The organism is Variovorax sp. GW821-FHT10D07 (genome assembly GCF_059415325.1).
Map to the genome: position 1 here is coordinate 288,425 of NZ_JBWKMZ010000004.1, position 18,850 is coordinate 307,274.

Annotated in this window: 19 protein-coding genes; 15 read left to right on the forward strand and 4 right to left on the reverse strand. The window is 70.5% G+C overall.

Going from position 1 to position 18,850, the window contains the following annotated elements; all coding sequences use genetic code 11:
* Window positions 1-10 precede the first annotated feature (10 nt).
* From AC07PU_RS15770 to AC07PU_RS15780, 3 genes are read right to left on the reverse strand one after another with little or no spacing between them, the layout of a single operon-like run.
* The gene (locus tag AC07PU_RS15770; protein WP_495318669.1) at window positions 11-1,510 is read right to left on the reverse strand and encodes an efflux transporter outer membrane subunit; all 1,500 of its coding nucleotides are present in this window, start codon (window positions 1,508-1,510) and stop codon (window positions 11-13) included.
* Window positions 1,507-4,617, reverse strand: a complete 3,111-nt coding sequence (locus AC07PU_RS15775) for a MexW/MexI family multidrug efflux RND transporter permease subunit (protein WP_495318670.1) — start codon at window positions 4,615-4,617, stop codon at window positions 1,507-1,509. The genes AC07PU_RS15770 and AC07PU_RS15775 overlap by 4 nt, the downstream gene beginning before the upstream one ends.
* A complete protein-coding gene (locus AC07PU_RS15780; protein WP_495318672.1) occupies window positions 4,614-5,726 on the reverse strand; it encodes an efflux RND transporter periplasmic adaptor subunit in 1,113 nt (370 codons plus the stop codon). The genes AC07PU_RS15775 and AC07PU_RS15780 overlap by 4 nt, the downstream gene beginning before the upstream one ends.
* A 274-nt stretch (window positions 5,727-6,000) precedes the next feature.
* Between AC07PU_RS15780 and AC07PU_RS15785 the strand changes: the two genes are divergently transcribed.
* Entirely contained in the window at window positions 6,001-6,327 is a 327-nt protein-coding gene (locus AC07PU_RS15785) for an ArsR/SmtB family transcription factor (RefSeq protein WP_093355146.1), read from the forward strand.
* A 22-nt stretch (window positions 6,328-6,349) separates the two neighbouring features.
* Here the strand turns inward: AC07PU_RS15785 and AC07PU_RS15790 are convergent, their stop codons facing one another.
* The gene (locus tag AC07PU_RS15790) at window positions 6,350-6,766 is read right to left on the reverse strand and encodes a DsrE family protein (RefSeq protein WP_057593584.1); all 417 of its coding nucleotides are present in this window, start codon (window positions 6,764-6,766) and stop codon (window positions 6,350-6,352) included.
* Between the two features lie 189 nt (window positions 6,767-6,955).
* On the opposite strand from AC07PU_RS15790, the gene AC07PU_RS15795 reads away from it, so the two are divergent.
* The 14 genes from AC07PU_RS15795 to AC07PU_RS15860 all read left to right on the forward strand — a co-directional run bounded on the left by AC07PU_RS15795 (window position 6,956) and on the right by AC07PU_RS15860 (window position 18,837).
* Window positions 6,956-7,846 carry an MBL fold metallo-hydrolase gene (locus AC07PU_RS15795; protein WP_495318926.1) on the forward strand — a complete coding sequence of 297 codons (891 nt, stop codon included), beginning with the start codon at window positions 6,956-6,958 and terminating at the stop codon, window positions 7,844-7,846.
* Entirely contained in the window at window positions 7,843-8,313 is a 471-nt protein-coding gene (locus tag AC07PU_RS15800) for a thioredoxin domain-containing protein (RefSeq protein WP_495318675.1), read from the forward strand. Before AC07PU_RS15795 ends, AC07PU_RS15800 begins: the two co-directional genes overlap by 4 nt.
* Before the next feature lie 155 nt (window positions 8,314-8,468).
* Window positions 8,469-8,780, forward strand: a complete 312-nt coding sequence (locus tag AC07PU_RS15805) for a c-type cytochrome (RefSeq protein ID WP_495318676.1) — start codon at window positions 8,469-8,471, stop codon at window positions 8,778-8,780.
* Between the two features lie 19 nt (window positions 8,781-8,799).
* Window positions 8,800-10,143 (forward strand): sulfite dehydrogenase, encoded by a 1,344-nt coding sequence (soxC, locus tag AC07PU_RS15810; RefSeq protein ID WP_495318678.1) that lies wholly within the window; start codon window positions 8,800-8,802, stop codon window positions 10,141-10,143.
* On the forward strand, window positions 10,127-11,185 hold the full coding sequence (locus tag AC07PU_RS15815) for a c-type cytochrome (protein WP_495318680.1): 1,059 nt from the start codon (window positions 10,127-10,129) through the stop codon (window positions 11,183-11,185). Before soxC ends, AC07PU_RS15815 begins: the two co-directional genes overlap by 17 nt.
* A 49-nt stretch (window positions 11,186-11,234) precedes the next feature.
* Window positions 11,235-11,690: a thiosulfate oxidation carrier protein SoxY gene (gene soxY, locus AC07PU_RS15820; RefSeq protein ID WP_093355161.1), complete on the forward strand. Its 456-nt coding sequence runs from the start codon at window positions 11,235-11,237 to the stop codon at window positions 11,688-11,690.
* Window positions 11,691-11,736: 46 nt separating this feature from the next.
* A complete protein-coding gene (soxZ, locus tag AC07PU_RS15825) occupies window positions 11,737-12,048 on the forward strand; it encodes a thiosulfate oxidation carrier complex protein SoxZ (protein ID WP_172705585.1) in 312 nt (103 codons plus the stop codon).
* Window positions 12,049-12,057: 9 nt separating this feature from the next.
* Complete coding sequence (gene soxA / locus AC07PU_RS15830) at window positions 12,058-12,861, forward strand: sulfur oxidation c-type cytochrome SoxA (RefSeq protein ID WP_209540534.1); 804 nt, start codon at window positions 12,058-12,060, stop codon at window positions 12,859-12,861.
* A gap of 11 nt (window positions 12,862-12,872) precedes the next feature.
* On the forward strand, window positions 12,873-13,538 hold the full coding sequence (soxX, locus tag AC07PU_RS15835) for a sulfur oxidation c-type cytochrome SoxX (RefSeq protein ID WP_495318683.1): 666 nt from the start codon (window positions 12,873-12,875) through the stop codon (window positions 13,536-13,538).
* A 22-nt stretch (window positions 13,539-13,560) separates the two neighbouring features.
* Window positions 13,561-15,288 (forward strand): thiosulfohydrolase SoxB, encoded by a 1,728-nt coding sequence (soxB, locus tag AC07PU_RS15840; RefSeq protein ID WP_495318685.1) that lies wholly within the window; start codon window positions 13,561-13,563, stop codon window positions 15,286-15,288.
* 50 nt (window positions 15,289-15,338) lie between these two features.
* On the forward strand, window positions 15,339-16,448 hold the full coding sequence (locus AC07PU_RS15845) for a YeeE/YedE family protein (RefSeq protein ID WP_495318687.1): 1,110 nt from the start codon (window positions 15,339-15,341) through the stop codon (window positions 16,446-16,448).
* Between the two features lie 83 nt (window positions 16,449-16,531).
* On the forward strand, window positions 16,532-17,560 hold the full coding sequence (locus AC07PU_RS15850) for a MerR family transcriptional regulator (RefSeq protein ID WP_495318689.1): 1,029 nt from the start codon (window positions 16,532-16,534) through the stop codon (window positions 17,558-17,560).
* 102 nt (window positions 17,561-17,662) lie between these two features.
* Window positions 17,663-18,373 (forward strand): phytanoyl-CoA dioxygenase family protein, encoded by a 711-nt coding sequence (locus AC07PU_RS15855; RefSeq protein ID WP_495318691.1) that lies wholly within the window; start codon window positions 17,663-17,665, stop codon window positions 18,371-18,373.
* Between the two features lie 62 nt (window positions 18,374-18,435).
* Complete coding sequence (locus AC07PU_RS15860; protein WP_495318693.1) at window positions 18,436-18,837, forward strand: PaaI family thioesterase; 402 nt, start codon at window positions 18,436-18,438, stop codon at window positions 18,835-18,837.
* The last annotated feature ends 13 nt before the right edge of the window (window positions 18,838-18,850 follow it).

Below are 18,850 nucleotides of genomic sequence, written 5' to 3' on the forward strand. Positions count from 1 at the left end.
CCTTGCATTGTCAGGTGCTTGGGGCGTCCTTCGCAGAAACGCCCGAAAGCCCCTTGGCCGCGCCCTCGTCGCGGCCCGCGGTCGAGGCATCGGGTGCCTGCCATCCGCCGCCCACGGCCTTGTAGAGCGCGACCAGGCTGGTGTACGAAGCGGTCTCGGCCTCGGCCACCGCATCCTGCGCGCGCAGCAGCGTGCGCTGCGCATCGAGCACCGACAGATAGGGCGCGGCGCCTTCGCGGTAGCGCACCTCGGCCAGCTCGGCCGCGCGCGCGCTCTGTTCCGAGGCCAGCACCAGGCTTTGCAGCCGCTGCTGGTTCTGGCCGTAGCCGGTGAGGGCGTTCTCCACGTCCTCGATGGCGCGCAGCACGGTCTGCTCGTAGGCCGCGCGTTCGCCCTGTGCGCGGGCCTGCGCGCCCCGCAGTTGCGCGCGCACCGAGCCCAGCCGCAGCGCGGGCCAGCTCAGGCCCGGCGTGAGGCTGAAGGCGCGGCTCGACCCGCTGCCCAGGTCCGAGCCGCGCAGCGCGATGAAGCCGAGGAAGCCGCCGATGTCGAGCCGCGGGTACAGCGCGGCCGTGGCCGCGCCCACGTCGGCCGTGCTCGCGGCCAGGCCGCGCTCGGCGCGCAGCACGTCGGGCCGGCGGCGCAGCAGGTCGCCGAGGTCGCCCACCGGCAGCCGCTTGGCGAGCAGCTGCAGCGGCCGTGGCGCGAGCATCGGTTCGAGCTCGGCCGGCTGCAGCGCCGCCAGCACCGCCACGCGGTGCGCGGCCTGGCGGCGCGCGGTCTCGAACAGCGGCAGCTGGGCCTCGGTGCTCGCGAGGTTGGCGCGTGCGCTCGCGAGGTCGCCCGCGAGGCCGCGGCCGATGCCGACCTGGGCCTCGGTCACGCGCAGGCTGTCGCGCAGGCTCTGCAGTGTGCGTTGCGTCACCGCGAGCCGCTGCTCGGCGCCGCGCATCTCGTAGTAGTTGCGCGCGAGCTCGGCCACCACCACGATGCGCGCCTGCTCGAGGTCGGCGGCCTGGGCCTCGGCGCGCGCGCTGGCTGCTTCGTCGAGCCGGCGCAGGCGGCCGAACAGGTCGATCTCCCAGCCGGCGTCGAAGCCCAGGCGGCTGCTCTCGGCCAGCGTGCGCGCCTCGGCCGGCACGCCGTTGCCCTGCGCGATGCTGCGGGTCTTGCTCGCACCCATCGTCACGGTGGGCCAGCGGTCGAGCTCGGCCTCGTCCTGCACGGCGCGGGCTTCGAGCAGCCGCGCCTGCGCGATGCGGATGTCGTGGTTGGCGGCCAGCGCGCGCTCGATCAGCGCGTCGAGCTGCGCATCCTCGAGCTGGCGCCACCAGTCGCGCTGCACCGCGTCGGGCGCGAACAGGTGGCGTTCGGGCGCGGCGATCGTCACCGGCGAGGTCTCGGGCGCCGCGTAGCGCGGGCCGACCGCGCAGCCGGCCAGCAGCAGTGCCGTGGCCAGTGTCGACAGGGAAAGGGTCAAGGCCTTCATGGTCGTTCTCCGGTGCGTCATGCGTGGCCGCCCGCCGTGGCCGGCGCGGCGGGGCCGTCCTCCAGCGCCTTGAGCTCGGCCGCGCGCTTCGACTGGCCCGCGGCGCGGTGGTCGCGCGCCAGCAGCGTGTACATCGTGGGCAGCACGAACAGCGTGAACAGCGTGCCCACCAGCATGCCGACCACGATCACCAGCCCGATGCTGAAGCGGCTGTTGGCGCCCGCGCCGCTCGCGAACAGCAGCGGCACCAGGCCCACCACCATCGCGGCCGTGGTCATCAGGATCGGCCGCAGGCGGATGCGCGCGGCCTCCTCGATCGAGGCGCGGCGGTCGAAGCCCTTGCGCATCTGGATCTCGTTGGCGAACTCCACCATCAGGATGCCGTGCTTGCTGATCAGCCCGATCAGCGTCACCAGCCCGATCTGGGTGTAGATGTTGATGGTCGCGAAGCCCAGCGCCAGCGGCACCAGCGCGCCGCAGATCGACATCGGCACGCTGACCAGGATGATCAGCGGGTCGCGCAGGCTCTCGTACTGCGCGGCCAGCACCAGGTAGATCACGACGATCGCGAACACGAAGGCCAGCACCAGCGCCGAGCCCTCCTGCGTGAACTGGCGCGCGTCGGACTGCCAGTCGTAGCTGAAGCCGGCCGGCAGCTTCTTCGCCTCGGCGCTCAGGAAGGCCACCGCGTCGCCCATGGTCACGCCGGGCATCGGAATGGCCTGGAAGGTGGCGGCATTGAGCTGGTTGAACTGCGTGAGCTTGTTCGGGCCCACGCTGGTCGACAGCTGCACCAGGTTGGCCAGCGGCACCGGCTGGCCGCTCGCGCTCTTCACGAAGTAGCGCGACAGCGCCTCGGCCGTCAGCCGCTGCTCGCGCGGCGTCTGCGGGATCACGTCGTAGGAGCGGCCGTCCATGCCGAAGCGGTTGACGTAGTTCTCGCCCACCAGCACGGCCAGCGTGTCGCCGATGGACTTCATGGTCACGCCCAGGCTGTTGGCCTTGGCGCGGTCCACGCGCACCTCGACCACCGGGTTGTTGAACTCGAGGTCGCTGTCGACCACGGCGAACTTGCCGCTCTCGCGCGCCGCCTTTTTGAGCGCCTCCATGGCCTCGAACACGCTGCGGTGGTCGCCCGGGCTGCGGATCACCATCTGCACCGGCAACCCGCCGGTGGAGCCCGGCAGCGAGGGCAGCTGGAAGGCGAAGATGTTGCTGCCTTCCACCGCGCCCATGCTCCCTTGCACCTCGTGCTGGATCTGGTCGGCGTTGCGCTGGCGGTCCTTCCAGTCCGACAGCTGCACGCCGCCGATCGAGTTCGACACGCCGTCGGAGCCGTTGATCAGCCAGCGGCCGGTGTTCTCGGGCAGCGCGGCGAACACGTCATCCCACTTCTTGCCGAACTTCTCGACGTAGTCGATGTTGGCGTGCTGCGGCGACTTGATCGCGGTCAGCACCATGGCCTGGTCCTCGCCGGGCGCGAGTTCGCGCTGCGCGGCGTTGTAGAGGAAGGGCAGGCTCGCCAGCACCACCGCGGCCAGCGCGCCCGTCACCCAGCGGTGGCGCAGCGACACATCGAGCACGCGGCCGTAGCCCGTGGCCAGGCGGTGGAAGAAGCCCTCGGCCAGCCGCGCCATGCGCGTGCCGGTGGCGTCCTGCGGCAGCAGGAAGGAGCTCATCACCGGCGACAGCGTGAGCGCGATCACGCCCGACACCACCACCGCGCCCGCGAGCGTGAAGGCGAACTCCTTGAACAGCGAGCCGGTGAGCCCGCCCATCAGGCCGATGGGCGCGTAGACCGCGGCCAGCGTGAGCGTCATCGCGATCACCGGGCCGGCCACCTCGCGCGCGCCGATCAGCGCGGCCTGCACGCGCGACTTGCCTTCCTCGATGTGGCGGTGCACGTTCTCCACCACCACGATCGCGTCGTCCACCACCAGCCCGATCGCCAGCACCATCGCCAGCAGGGTGAGCAGGTTGATCGAGAAGCCGAACACCAGCATCAGCGCCGCGGCGCCCAGCATCGACAGCGGAATCGTCACCACCGGGATCAGCACCGCGCGCACCGAGCCCAGGCACAGGAAGATCACCAGCACCACGATCACCACCGCCTCGAGCAGCGTGTGACGCACCTCGTCGATCGAGGCCTCGATGAAGCGCGCGAGCTCGAACGGCAGCTGCACCTCCACGCCCGCGGGCAGGTTCTGCTTGATGCCGGGCAGCAGGTCGCGGATGCGCTTCACGATCACCAGCGGGTTGCCGTTGGGCGCGGCCTGCAGGCCGAGGTAGATGGCCTTGTCGCCGTCCATCATCGCGCTGACGTCGGCGCTCGCCGCGCCGAGCTCGACCGTGGCCACGTCGCCCAGGCGCACCAGCGCATCGCCGTCGCGCTTGATCACCATGTCTCGGAACTCGGCCACGTTCACCAGGTCGGTGTTGACGCGGATGTTCGACACCACGTACAGGCCCTTGACCTGGCCCGGCGCCGCCTGCACGTTGTTCTGGCGCAGCGCGTCGGCCAGCTCGCCGGCCGAGATGCCGCGCGCGGCCATGCGGTTGGCGTCGAGCCACACGCGCATCGCCAGCGTCTGGCCGCCCGAGACCTCCACGCCCGACACCCCCTCGATCGACGCGAACTGCGGCTGCACCACGCGCGAGAGGTAGTCGGTGAGCGCGGGCACGCCCATGGTCTTGCTCGAGAAGCCCACGTAGGCCACGGCCGTGGCCTCGCCCGAGGACTTGAGGATCACCGGGTCGAAGGCCTCCTGCGGCAGCCGGTACTTGACCTGGCTCACCTGCGCCATCGCCTGCGTGAGCGCCTGGTTGGCGTCGGCGTTGAGCTTCATGCGCACGGTGATCACGCTGCGGCCCAGCGTGGACGAGGACGACAGGTAGTCGACGTTCTCGATCGTGGCCACCGCCTGCGCGATCGGCTGCGTGACGAAGCCCTGCATCAGTTCGGGCGAGGCGCCCGGGTACTGGGTGGTGATGGTCAGCGTGGTGCTCTCGGTCAGCGGATACTGGCGCACCGGCAGCGAGCCGAGGGCGCGCGCACCCAGCAGCAGGATCAGCGTGCTCACCACCAGCGCCAGCACCGGCCGGCGCACGAACAGGTCGGTGAATCTCATGACTTGCGCTCCTGCGCGGCCAGCGTGTCCTTGTCCATCGGCTGCACCGCGGCGCCGCCGTACAGGCGCAGCTGGCCCGAGGTCACGACGCGCTCGCCGGCCTGGAGGCCCTTCTCGATCACCACCTGGCCGTCCTGCCGGTCGCCGGCCGTCACGAACAGCTGCTGCACCACGAAGCCCTCGCCCTTGTCGGCCGGGCGCACCACGTAGACCGAGTCGCCGTGCGTGCTGTAGGTAAGGGCGGTCTCGGGCACGGTGATGGCGTCGGCGCGCGGCGGCAGCGCCACGCGCGCGCTCACGTACATGCCGGGCGCGAGCGCGCCGTCGGCGTTGTCGATCGCGGCCTGCAGCCGCACGGTGCGCGTGTCGCTGCCGATCTGCGGCTCGATCGCGCTGAGCCGGGCCTGGAAGGCGCGGCCGGGCCAGGCGTCGACGGCCAGCAGCACCTGCTGGTTGCGCTGGAGCGCGGGCAGGGCGGCCTCGGGCAGGGTGATGGTCGCGAGCAAGGTGCGGGCGTCGGTCAGCGAGACCAGCGCATCGCCCGAGCGCACGAACTGCCCGAGGTTGACCTTGCGCAGGCCCAGCCGGCCGTCGAAGGGCGCCACGATGCGCTTCTGGGCGATCTGCGCCTGCACGCGCCGCAGCTCGCCGCTGGCCTGGTCGTAGCCGGCCTGCGCCTGGTCGAGCTGCTCCTGCGTGGCGGCTTGTTGCGGCAGCAGCCGGCGCGTGCGCTCGAGCAGCGCCTTGGCATTGGCGCGCTGCGCCTGCAGCCGTTCGAGGTCGCCCTGCTCGGGCGCGTCGTTGAGCTGCACCAGCAGCTGGCCCGCGCGCACCTCGGCACCCGCGGTGAAGAGGATCTTCGCGATCCGCCCCTCCACCTCGGCCGGCACCTCGACCTGCCGGTTCGCCTCCAGCGTGCCGATGCCGCTGAGGAAGCGCGGCAGTTCGGTCTGCCGCGCCGCGGCCACCGCCACCTGCGCCGGCGGCATGCCGCCACCGCCGCCGCCGCCGTCGGCCGCCTTCGATGTCGCCACGAGGCCGTAGCCGGCCCCTCCCACCACCACTGCCGCGAGGCCGGCTCCGAGCCAGGCCCTTGATCGTGCGTTCATGATCTTACCGTTATTAATCAAAGAAAGTGCTTGGATTATTGGCGGGCTCGCGGCGGCCTGTCGAATAAAGGAAAGCAATGCCCCCGATGAAGGCGGGCTATCCGGGTCGGGTCGTGCATGAGGGAATCTCCGAAAGTCGAGCGGGAAATGCCGCTGTTCCGAAGACGGGCCATGGGGCCGGTTTGTGACGCGCGATTCACCGGTACGGCGGCCGTGCATTGCGCACGGGGCCGGGGGCCGATGTACATTGCGGCCTGCTCAAGAATCTTTCAGCATGGCCACCAAGTCCCGAAAAAAGCCCGCGGCCGTCACCGAGGACGAGGTCTTCGACATCGCTGCCGAGCTGTTCCGGGCCATGGCCGCGCCCATGCGGCTGAAGATCGTCAGCCTGCTGTGCAACGGCGAGAAGAACGTGAGCGAGCTGCTGGCCGAGATCGACACCACGCAGCCCAACATGTCGCAGCACCTCAACACCCTCTACCAGGCGGGCGTGCTCGCGCGGCGCCGCGAGGGCGTGAGCATCTACTACAGCATCGCGAACGAGACCGTGGTGGCGCTGTGCCGCAGCATCTGCGTGCAGATCGCCATCGAGCAGGCCTGAGGCCCGTGCCGGGCCGCCGCCCTCAGGGCTTCAGGTAGACGTAGCCTTCCTGCGCCTGCAGCCGCGCCACCTCGGCCACGCCCGAGGGCACCACCTTCGCTTCCATCAGCAGCCGCCCCGCGTCGATGTTGCGCGTGCTCAGCGTGTTGTTGCAGACGTCGAACACCACGCCGCGCGCGGCCAGCGCGCTCACCGGGCCGCTGAACTCGCGGCCCTTGCTGTCCTTCGCGTCGCTCAGCAGGAAGTCGATGCCGGGGCCGTGCGTCACCACCACGATCTTCGCCTTCGGATCGGCGTTGAGGTGGTTCGTGATGTTGGCCAGGATGGCCGCGCTGGTCTCGACGCCGGTGTTGACGTGATAGACCGCCTTGACCACCTGCTGCGCGCCGGCGAACGAAGCCGCGATGGCGAGAAGGAACGCGATGAATGCCTGTCTCATGGGGAAACCCTCGGTCGTTGTTGTGGTCCTCAAAATATCATCTTCTACTTATATTTACAGCCGGGCAAGTCCGGGGTCGCGCGGCGATGCATCGCGCGACGATGAAAACAAGAGAGAGACGCCACGATGTTCCCGCTCCTTCTTCGCGCGCTTCTTCGCGCGCTGCTGCCGCTGGCCTTCGGCCTCTTCATGGCGAGCGCGCTCGCCGCGCCCGACATCGCGCCGCGCGCCGTCGCGCCCGATGTCTACTACGTGCAGGGCGTGCCGGCCCTGGGCTCGGCCGAGAACCAGAACTTCATCTCGAACGCGGGCTTCGTCGTCACGCGCGACAGCGTGGTGCTGATCGATGCGCTCGGTTCGCCGGCCGCGGCCGAGCGGCTGGTGCAGGAGATCCGCCGCATCACGCCCAAGCCGATCAGCCACGTGATCCTCACGCACTACCACGCCGACCACATCTACGGCCTGCAGGTGTTCAAGGCGCTGGGCGCGCAGGTGATCGCGCATGCGCTGGCCAAGACCTACCTGTACTCCGACGCGGCGCGGCTGCGCCTCGAGGCCTCGCGCAAGGACCTCGCGCCGTGGATCGACGACAGCACGCGGCTGGTGCCGGCCGATGTCTGGCTCGAGGGCCGCACCGAGATGACGATCGGCGGCACGCGCTTCGTGATCCAGCCCGCGGGCCCGGCCCACACGCCCGAGGACCTCGCGATCTACCTGCCGCAACAGCAGGTGCTGTTCTCGGGCGACGTGGTGTTCCGCAACCGCATTCCCTACGTGGGCACGGCCGACAGCCGCCACTGGATCGCGGCGCTCGATGCGCTGCTCGCGCTCGATGCGCGCACCATCGTGCCGGGCCACGGGCCGGCCTCCTCCGATCCGCGGCAGGACCTGCAGCTCACGCGCGACTACCTCGTGTTCCTGCGCGGCGCGATGCGCAAGGCCGCGACCGACATGACGCCCTTCGACGAGGCCTATGCGGCCACCGACTGGTCGCGCTACGAGGCCATGCCGCTGTTCAAGGCCGCGAACCGCATGAATGCCTACAACACCTACCTGCTGATGGAGCAGGAGGCGCGATGAACGCGCGTGGTCCGACGCGGCGCCTGGCCCTCGCGGGCATCGCGCTGTCGTGCGCCTGGCCCCTGGCGCATGCCGCCGAGTCGGTGCTGCCCGCGCCGGACTCGCTGGCCGATGCGCTCGCCGCCGCACTCGCGCGTTCGCAGCCTTTGGTCGTGATGGCCAGCCTGCGCGGCTGTCCCTTCTGCCGCATCGTGCGCGAGCACTACCTGATGCCCGAACTGGCGACGGGCCTACCCGTGGTGCAGATCGACCTGCGCGACCGCCGCATGGTGCGCGACTTCGACGGCGCGCCGCGCACGCACGAGGCCATGCTCGCGGCCTGGGGCATCGCGGTCGCACCCACGGTGTTGTTCTTCGGCCGCGGCGCGCGCGAGGTCGCCGAGCGGCTCGCGGGCGGGGCCTCGGATTTCTACGGCGCCTACCTCGAGCAGCGGCTGCACCAAGCCCGCGCGGCCGTGCGCGCGTGATCGCGAGCTAGCGTTATGCATGAGCGTGCCGAGCGGGTTTCCCCCAGGCGCGAAGCCCTTCCCATCGACGCACGGACTCCTAAAATCAATACATAACGATTTACTTATTTAACGATGAAACTGGCAGCTTCGATGCGAGTTTCGAGGAGACGAAATTGAAGTTGTTGCCGTCGCTCGCGATCGCCGCCGCATTGCTGATCTGCGTCCAGGCGCATGCGAGCAAGGAGCTGGCCCAGAAGAACGCCTGCCTCGCCTGCCACGCGACCGACAAGAAGCTCGTGGGCCCGGCCTACCAGGACGTCGCGAAGAAGTACGCGGGCCAGTCCGATGCGCTGGCCGTGCTCACCGCGAGCATCCAGAAGGGCAGCAGCGGCAAGTGGGGCCCGGTGCCGATGCCGGGCCAGCCCGCGCTGAGCGAGGCCGACGCCAAGTCGCTGGCCGCCTGGGTGCTGGGCGGCGCCAAGTAGGCGGTTGCGAAGGCCTGCGATGAGCAACATCCAGCAGCCCGGCCAGGTGCGCAAGGCGCCCGAGAACTTCGTCGACGCGCAGGGCGTGCGCACCGTGTTCTCGGAAGCGCGCAAGGGCCGGCGCGATTTCATCCGCGGTGCCTTCGCGGCCGCCGTCGCGGGCGGCGCGGCAACGTCGGCGCTCGCGCAGTCCGATGGCGATCCCGCGATCCTCCAGCTGCCAGCGCACAGCACCGGCCTCGGCCAGCCCGTGGTCACCGACGGCTACGGCAAGCCCTCGAAGTACGAGGCCAACGTGCAGCGCCGCCAGAGCCCCGGCCTCACGCCGACCGCGCAGGCCTCGGTCTCGTTCGCGCCGCTGCAGTCGCTGTTCGGCATCGTCACGCCCAGCGGCCTGCACTTCGAGCGCCATCACCAGGGCTGGTGGGACATCGATCCTTCGAAGCACCGCCTGATGATCAACGGCCTCGTGAAGGCCGCCAAGGTCTTCACGCTCGACGAGCTGATGCGGCTGCCCTCGGTGTCGCGCTTCCACTTCATCGAGTGCGGCGCCAACACCGGCATGGAATGGGGCAATGTCGCGGTGCCCACCGCGCAGTACACGCACGGCATGCTGTCGTGCAGCGAATTCACGGGCGTGCCGTTGATCACGCTGCTCGAGATGGCCGGCGCCGACCTCAAGGGCGAGCGCTTCGTGCTGGCCGAGGGCGCGGACGGCTCCTCGATGACGCGCACCATCCCGATGAGCCTGGTGCGCTCGGGCGAGGTGCTGGTGGCCTACGGCCAGAACGGCGAGATGCTGCGGCCCGAGCAGGGCTATCCGCTGCGCCTGGTGGTGCCGGGCGTGCAGGGCGTGAGCTGGGTCAAGTACCTGCGCCGCATCGAGCTCGGCGACATGCCGTACGGCACCAAGGACGAGACGGTGCACTACGTCGACCTGATGCCCGACGGCCAGCATCGCCAGTACACCAGCGTGCAGGAATGCAAGAGCGTGGTGACCACGCCCTCGGGCGGGCAGACGCTGCTGGACAAGGGCTTCTACAACATCACCGGCCTGGCCTGGTCGGGGCGCGGCAAGGTGAAGCGCGTCGACGTCAGCGTGGACGGCGGGCGCAACTGGCGCAGCGCGCGGCTCGAGTCGCCGGTGCTCTCGAAGTGCCTCACGCGCTTCAACATCGACTGGGCGTGGGACGGTTCGCCCGCGATCATCCAGAGCCGTGCGATGGACGACACCGGCTACGTGCAGCCCAGCTACCGCCAGCTGCGCGCGGTGCGCGGCACGCGCTCGATCTATCACAACAACGCGATCCAGTCCTGGCAGGTGCAGGCGAGCGGGGAGGTGGCGAATGTCCAGCTCGGCTAGCCGCATCGTGTTGCGCGCGCTGCTGGCGCTCGCGGGCTGCGGCGTCTGCATCGCGACTTGGGCGCAACCGAAGGCCGGCTACCCGGGCATCGGGCGCGACGCCACGCCGAAGGAAGTGGCGGCCTGGGACATCGACGTGCGTCCCGACTTCAAGGGCCTGCCCAAGGGCTCGGGCTCGGTCGCGCGCGGCCAGGACATCTGGGAGGGCAAGTGCGCGTCGTGCCACGGCGTGTTCGGCGAATCGAACCAGGTGTTCAGCCCCATCGTCGGCGGCACCACGGCCGAGGACATCAAGACCGGCCACGTCGCGCGGCTCAAGGACCCGGCCTTCCCGGGCCGCACCACGCTGATGAAGGTGGCGAGCCTCTCGACCGTCTGGGACTACGTCTACCGCGCCATGCCCTGGAACCAGCCCAAGTCGCTGACGCCCGACGACGTGTTCGCCGTCACCGCCTACATGCTGAACCTCGGCGGCATCGTGCCCGACGACTTCACGCTGTCGGACCGCAACATCCGCGAGGTGCAGGCGCGCATGCCGAACCGCAACGGCACCACCACCGCACATGCGATGTGGCCCGGCAACGAGTTCGGCCGCGCGGCGAAACCCGACGTGGCGGCGGTCGCCTGCATGCGCGACTGCGTGCCGGCCACGCAGACCGTGTCGCAGCTGCCGCCGCATGCGCGCGGCAGCCACGGCAACCTCGCCGAGCAGAACCGGCTGGTGGGCCCGCAGCGCGGCATCGACACCGCGCCGGCCGCGAAGGCCGGTGCGCCGGCAGCCGCCGCGCCCACCTCGAAGGCCCCGCTGGCAGTGCTCGAGAAGAACAGCTGCGTCGCCTGCCACGGCATGACGCAGAAGCTCGTCGGCCCCGCCTTCTCCGACATCGCGAAGAAATACCCGGGCCAGGTCGACCACCTGCTCGAGAAGATCAAGAGCGGCGGCAGCGGCGTATGGGGTGCGATCCCGATGCCGCCGCAGACCATCGGCGACGACGATGCCAGGGCCGTGGCGCGCTGGCTCGCCGAAAGCGCCGGGCCATGACATCGCAACGGCGCACCCGGCCCACCATCGATTCGACAGGAGACACGCCATGAAGAACCGCAGACAGATCCTCCAGCAGTCCGCCGCGCTCGCGGGCCTCGCCGCCACCGGCGCCTGGCTGCCGGCCAGCGCGCTGGCCTACACCAAGGAAGCCTTCGAGGCCAAGAGCGTGGCCGATGCGCTCAAGGCCATCGGCGCGGGCACGCCCACCGAGAGCAAGGAGGTCACGATCACCGGCCCCGACATCGCCGAGAACGGCGCCGTGGTGCCGCTCAGTGTCGCGACCTCGCTGGCCGGCGTGAAGCAGCTGATGCTGCTGGTCGAGAAGAACCCGAACGCGGTGGTCGCGATCTTCAACACCTCGGAGTTCGTCGAGGCGAACTTCACCACGCGCGCCAAGCTGGGCCAGTCCTCCGACGTGTACGCGATCGCCGTCATGAACGACGGCAAGGCGCTGTTCGCGAAGAAGGAAGTCAAGGTCACGCTGGGCGGCTGCGGCGGCTGACGCGCGCCGACCCCCACGAAGAAACAACGAGAGAAGGAGACCCACCATGGCAGATCCCATGCGCATCCGCGCCCAGGCCGCGGGCGACAAGACGACCGTTCGCATCCTGATGGCGCACGAGATGGAAACCGGCCAGCGCAAGGACGCCGCCGGCAAGACCATCCCGGCCTGGTTCATCCAGGAGGTCACGGCCTCGCTCAACGGCAAGACCGTGCTCACGGCCGACTGGGGCCCCGCGGTCTCGAAGAACCCGTTCATGCAGTTCACGCTCAAGGGCGCGAAGGCGGGCGACAAGATCTCGGTGACCTGGAAGGACAACCGCGGCGACACCCGCACCGACGAAGCCACCGTCAGCTAGGCGGTCGCCATGCGCAAGATCCCACTCCCGTGCCTGCTGCTGCTGGCGGGCAGCCTGTCGCTGCACGCCGCCGCGCAGAAGACCACCGCCGAAGGCATCGCCGAGTACCGCGCGCTGCTGCAGGACGGCAACCCGGCCGAGCTGTTCGAGGCCAAGGGCGAAGACCTCTGGAAGCAGAAGCGCGGGCCCAGGGGCGCCTCGCTCGAGAAGTGCGACCTCGGCAAGGGCCCGGGCGTGGTCAAGGGCGCGTTCGCCGAGCTGCCGCGCCACTTCGCCGACACCGGCCGCGTGCAGGACATGGAGTCGCGCCTGCTGACCTGCATGCAGACCCTGCAGGGCTTCGATGCCGCCGAGATCGCGAAGACGCCGTTCGGCAGCGGCGAGCAGAAGAACCTCGAGGCGCTCGTGGCCTGGATCTCGGCCGAGTCGAAGGGCATGGCGCTGAACCTGCCGCAGTCGCATGCGAGCGAGCGCCGCGCCTACGAGGTGGGCAAGCGCCTGTTCTTCCTGCGCGCCGGCCCGCACGACTTCGCCTGCGCCACCTGCCATGGCGCCGACGACAAGCGCATCCGGCTGCAGGACCTGCCGAACCTCACGAAGAGCCCCGGCGCCGGCGACGGCTTCGGTGCCTGGCCGGCCTACCGCGTGTCCTCGGGCGAGCTCTGGGGCATGCAGCGGCGGCTCAACGACTGCTTCCGCCAGCAGCGCTTTCCCTACCCGGGCTATGCCAGCGACGTGACCATCGCGCTGGCCGTGTACATGGGCGTCAACGGCAAGGGCGTGAAGACCACGGCCCCGGCCATCAAGCGCTGAAGGAACGCGACATGAATGCCGACCACATCCTGGGCGCCGTCGCGGTCGCCTGCGCGCTGGCCCTGTTCGGCTGCGCGAGCGCCGACAGCGCGGCCGACATCGACCGCTACACGGCCGAGGCCCTGAAGAGCTCGTTCCGCGACCAGGGCATCGCCAAGGTCGACCGCCTCGTGCAGGACCCGGCCAACCGCGCCTGCAGCGAGGCCGACGCCAGCGGCAAGCCGCTCGACGAGAAGACCGCCAAGGAGATCGAGGCGGCCAACATGAAGACCATCCGCTGGCCCGCCGACGGCAGGTTCGTCGGCGACTGGCGCGAGGGCGAGAAGATCGCGCAGAACGGGCGCGGCCTGACCTGGACCGACGCGGCCGCCTCCGCCAAGGGCCCGGCCAACGGCGGCAACTGCTACAACTGCCACCAGATGTCGAAGGAGGAGATCTCCTTCGGCACCCTCGGCCCCAGCCTCTACCAGTACGGCAAGCTGCGCGGCGTGAGCGACCCGGCGGCCGCGGCCTCGAAGCCGATCGTCGACTACACCTGGGGCAAGCTCTGGAATGCGCGCGCCTACAACGCCTGCTCGAACATGCCGCGCGTCGGCCACTCGGGCATCCTCGACGATGCGCAGATCCGCGACGTGATGGGGCTGCTGCTCGATCCGCAGTCGCCGGTCAACCGATAGACGCAGAGGGCCCGCCGCTTCCATGAACCTTTCCAAGCGCGAGTTCCTGCAACTGCTGGGCGCCGGCAGCGTGGCCGGCCTGGGCCTGGGGCGCCACGACGGCGCCGGCGCGGCCGGTGCCGTCGATGCGATGTACGCGTTGCCGCGCTTCGGCAACGTGTCGCTGCTGCACATGACCGACTGCCATGCGCAGCTCAAGCCGCTGTACTTCCGCGAACCCAGCGTGAACATCGGGCTGGGCAGCATGCGCGGCAAGGTGCCGCACCTGGTCGGCGAGCAGTTGCTCAAGGCCGCGGGCGTCGCGCCCGGCACGCGCGTGGCGCATGCGCTCACGCACCTCGACTTCGATCGCGCCGCGCAGCGCTACGGCAAGGTCGGCGGCTTCGCGCACCTCGCGACCCTGGTGAAGCAACTCAAGGCCAGCCGGCCCGGCGCGCTGCTGCTCGACGGCGGCGACACCTGGCAGGGATCTGCCACCTCGCTGTGGACCCAGGCGCAGGACATGGTCGATGCCTGCAAGCTGCTCGGCGTCGACGTGATGACCGGTCACTGGGAGTTCACTTACGGCATGGAGCGCGTGAAGGAGATCATCGACAAGGACTTCGCGGGCCGCGTCGAGTTCGTCGCGCAGAACGTCAAGACCGCCGACTTCGGCGACCCGGTCTTCAAGCCCTACGTCATGCGCGAGATCAACGGCGTGCCCTGCGCCATCGTGGGCCAGGCCTTCCCCTACACGCCGATCGCCAACCCGCGCTACATGGTGGCCGACTGGACCTTCGGCATCCAGGACGACAACCTGCAGCGCGTGGTGGACGAGGCGCGTGCCAAGGGCGCGCAGGTGGTGGTCGTGCTCTCGCACAACGGCATGGACGTGGACCTCAAGATGGCCAGCCGCGTGCGCGGCGTCGACGCCATCCTCGGCGGCCACACGCACGACGGCACGCCCATGCCCACGCTGGTGAGCAACGCCGGCGGCCAGACCATCGTGGTCAACGGCGGCTCCAACGGCAAGTTCCTCGGCGTGCTCGATTTCGAGGTCAAGGGCAAGAAGGTCAGCGACTTCCGCTATCGCCTGCTGCCGGTGTTCTCCGACCTGATCCCGGCCGACCGCGAGATGGACGCGCTGATCACGCGCATCCGCGCGCCCTACGAGGCCAAGCTGTCCGAAACCCTGGCCCACACCGACGGCACGCTGTACCGGCGCGGCAACTTCAACGGCACCGGCGACCAGCTGCTGCTCGACGCGCTGATGGAGGTGCAGGACGCGCCGATCGCCTTCTCGCCCGGTTTCCGCTGGGGCACCTCGCTGCTGCCGGGCCAGCCCATCACGCGCGAATGGCTGATGGACATGACCGCCACCACCTATTCGTATGCCACCGTCACGCCGATGAGCGGCGAGATGCTCAAGACCGTGCTCGAGGACGTCTGCGACAACCTGTTCAACCCCGACCCCTACTACCAGCAGGGCGGCGACATGGTGCGCGTGGGCGGCCTGCAGTACGCCTGCGATCCCACGGCCGCGATGGGCCAGCGCATCCAGGACATGCGCCTGGACGGCAAGCCCATCGAGGCCGGCCGCACCTACAAGGTGGCGGGCTGGGCGCCGGTGAGCGAAGAGGCGCGCAGCGCCGGCAACAAGCCGGTGTGGGAGGTGATCGAGCCCTGGCTGAAGTCGCGCAAGGTGGTGGCCGCGCGCGCGCCCGAGGCGCCGGTGCTGAAGAACGTCGCGCCCAATCCGGGGCTGGCCTGACGGCCGTCGGCGGGCGCGTGGCCCCGCGCCGCGCTCCCTAGAATCGCCGCATGTCTGTCGAACAGGTCTCCCTCCTCACCTCGTTCGCGCTCGCGGCCGCCTTCGCGCTCTCGGCCGTGTTCGGCGCCGTCGCGCGCGCCACGCGCTTCTGCACCATGGGCGCGATCAGCGACGTGGTCAACCTCGGCGACTGGACGCGCGTGCGGCAATGGGCCGCGGCCGGGGGCGTCGCGCTGATCGGCTTCTCGGCGCTGGTGTTCGCGGGCTGGGTCGATGCCGACCGCACGCTCTATGCATCGAACCGCATCCTCTGGCTCTCGGCGCTGGTGGGCGGCCTGCTGTTCGGCTTCGGCATGGTGCTGGCCTCGGGCTGCGGCAACAAGACGCTGGTGCGCGTCGGCGGCGGCAGCCTCAAGGCGCTGGTCGTGCTGCTGGTGATGGGCGTCGCGGCCTTCGCCACGCTCAAGGGCATCACCGCCGTGCTGCGCGTGGCCACCGTCGACGCGGTGCACCTGGAGCTGGCCGTCAATGCCTCGCTGCCCGAGGTGCTGGCCGGCGCGCTGCGCATGCAGGCCGCGCCGCTGCGGCTCGCGATCGGGCTGGTCGCGGGCGGCGCGCTGATCGCCTGGGCCGCCTGGGGCCGGCGCGATGCGCGCAGCCTCGCGGGCGGGCTCGCCATCGGCGCGCTGGTGGTGGCCGCCTGGTGGCTCAGCGGCCACTGGGCCGTGGTCGAGGAGCATCCGCTCACGCTCGAGCACGTGTTCCTCGCCACCAACTCCGGCCGCGCCGAGGCGCTGAGCTTCGTCACGCCCGTGGCCTATGCGCTCGACTGGCTGATGTTCTACAGCGACGCCAACAAGCTGCTGACCCTGGGCATCGCCTCGGTGGCCGGCGTGATCGTGGGGGCCGCCGCGCAGGCGCTGTGGGCGCGCGAGTTCCGTTGGGAGGGCTTCGCCGGCAGCGGCGACCTCGCGCACCACCTGGGCGGCGCCGTGCTGATGGGCATCGGCGGCGTCACCGCCATGGGCTGCACCATCGGCCAGGGCCTGAGCGCGCTCTCCACGCTGAGCCTCGCGAGCCTGCCGGCGATCGCCGGCATCGTCGCGGGCGCGGTGGCGAGCCTCAAGTACCAGGCTTGGCAGCTGCAGCGCGATCTTTGATGGCGTGGGGTGCGCCATGCTTGACCCGGCCCCTGCGGCCACCTCGATAAACACGGCATCGCAGCAAACACCGAGGTGATCCCGTGACCCCTTCTTCCCGTTTCCTGAATCCGTCCGAGGCCGCGCGCCGGCTCGGCGTGTCCGCCAAGGCCCTGCGGCTGTACGAGCAGCGTGGCCTGCTGGTGCCGGCGCGCACGGCCGCGGGCTGGCGCTCCTATGGTCCCGCCGAGATGGCGCGTGCCGCCGAGATCGTCGCGTTGCGCGCGTTGGGCCTGAGTCTCGCGCAGGTGGCGCGCGTGCTGAAGGGCGATGCGCAAGGGCTGGCACCGGCCCTGGCCGCGCATCAGGCGGCGCTCGAAGCCAAGGCGCGAGAGCTCGACGCCACGCTGGAGAAAGTGCGTGGCCTGCGCGACGAACTCGCGCGCGGACGCCTGCCCGCGCCCGGCGAACTCGCGCGCCTGCTGCAGCCCGACACCCGACTCGCGCTCGAGTTCGAACTGCCCTGGCCCTGGGGCGGCGAACGCTTCGCGCTGAGCGATATCCGTCCGATCAATCACATCGTCGGCCCGCTGGGCAGCGGCAAGACGCGGCTCGCGCTGCGCATCGCCGAGCGTTTTCCGGGCGCGGTCTTCCTGCCGCTGGACCGCGCCGAGGGTGATGCCGCCGCCACGCGGTTGCGTGAAGACGCCGCCCTGCGATCGCGCGTCGATGCCACGCTGGCCTGGCTCGTGGAGGACGGTGCCACCGGATCCGAGGCCCTGACCGCGCTGCTGGCCGGCCTCGAGGCCGAAGGCCCCGCCGCCATCGTCGTCGACATGGTGGAGCAGGGCCTCGACCATGCGACCCAGGAAGCGCTGATCGCCCACCTGCGCCGCCGCGGCGCCGAGGCACGGCCGCTGTTCCTGCTTACGCGCTCCAGTGCCTTCCTCGATCTCGCGGCGGTCGGTGCGCACGAGTCGATCCTGCTGTGCCCGGCCAATCACAGCCCGCCGACCTATGTCGCGCCGTTCGAAGGCGCACTTGGCTACGAGGCCGTCGCCACCTGCCTCGCGACGCCCGAGGTGCGCGCGCGCACGCAGGGCGTGATCGCGTGGCGGCCGAAGGTGGCCTGAGAACGATCAGCTCCCGATCCTGCCGGCGCGCATGTCGGATCCCGCTGGCTGACGCTGGGTCGCCAGCGTGTTCCACTGCCGGGCGTTGCCCTGGATGCTTCCATGACCCCCACGCAGATCGATCATTTCAAGACCCACGGCTACCTCCATCTCGAAGGCTTCCACCCGAAACCCCGCGTGGCCCCGCTGCGCCAGAGGCTGCGCGACGAACTCAAGCGCCTGGCCGGCGCCAAGGGTGGCCTGGGCGCGGTGCAGCGCCTGCCGCTGTTCCAGCAGATCGGCAAGCTCTCGGCGCTCGTGAACCTGCCCGGCCTGCACGAGGCCCTGGTCACGCCGGCGCTGCTCGACTTCATCGCGAAGCTCGGCCACCGCGCCCCGCCGTCGGCCGCCGCGGGCCACCCTGGCACGCAGTTGCTGCTGTCGCCGCCACAGCAAGGCGACTGGACCCTGCAGGGCCTGAACTGGCATGTAGACCTCGCGGCGCGGCCGCAGGATCCGCTGCCCGGCGTGCAGGCCTTCTTCCTGATCGACGACGTGGCGCCGCACGGCGGCGCCACGCTCGCGCTCGCGGGCTCGCACCGCATCGACACGCGGCGGCCGGCCTCGGATTCGCAACCCGCGCTGCGCGAGCTGCTCAAGGACCCGCTGGACCTGGAGCGCCGCCTGGGCGAGCAGGGCCTGGCCATCGTCGAGATGTGCGGCCGCGCCGGCGACGTGTTCCTGATGGACATGCGCGTGTTGCACACGCCCTCGGTCAACGCGACGAAGCGGCCGCGGATGATGGCGACCACGCGCTGCATCTTCGGCACCTGACGCGCCGGGACAAGACGCCGGGGCGTCAAGGCCGTGCGCATCGGCCACGCGAAAATCCCCGCATGGACATCGAAAAATTCCCGAGCGCGCTGATGCACACCATCGGCTTTTCGCAGCTGCTGCGCAGCGATGCCGAGACCGGCCTCGCGCGCGTGCGTTTCGTGGCGCGGCCCGAGTTCGCGCACAGCAACGGCACGGTGGTGCAGGGCGGGCTGGTCACCGCATGGCTCGATTGCGCGATGGCCTTCGCGGTGAACGCGAAGGACGCCGCGGCCGGCCTCGCGAGCCTCGAACTCAAGATCTCGTTCCTCGACCGGGCCGACGTCGCCACTTTCGAGGCCGAGGCGCGCATCCTGCGCTGGGGCCGCAGCGTGGTGTTCCTCGAGGCGGACCTGTGGGCGCTCGATGGCCGGCTGATCGCGCGCGCCTCGTCCACCGGCAAGCTCGTGCGACGAGGCGCCTGAGCGCCCCGCCGCG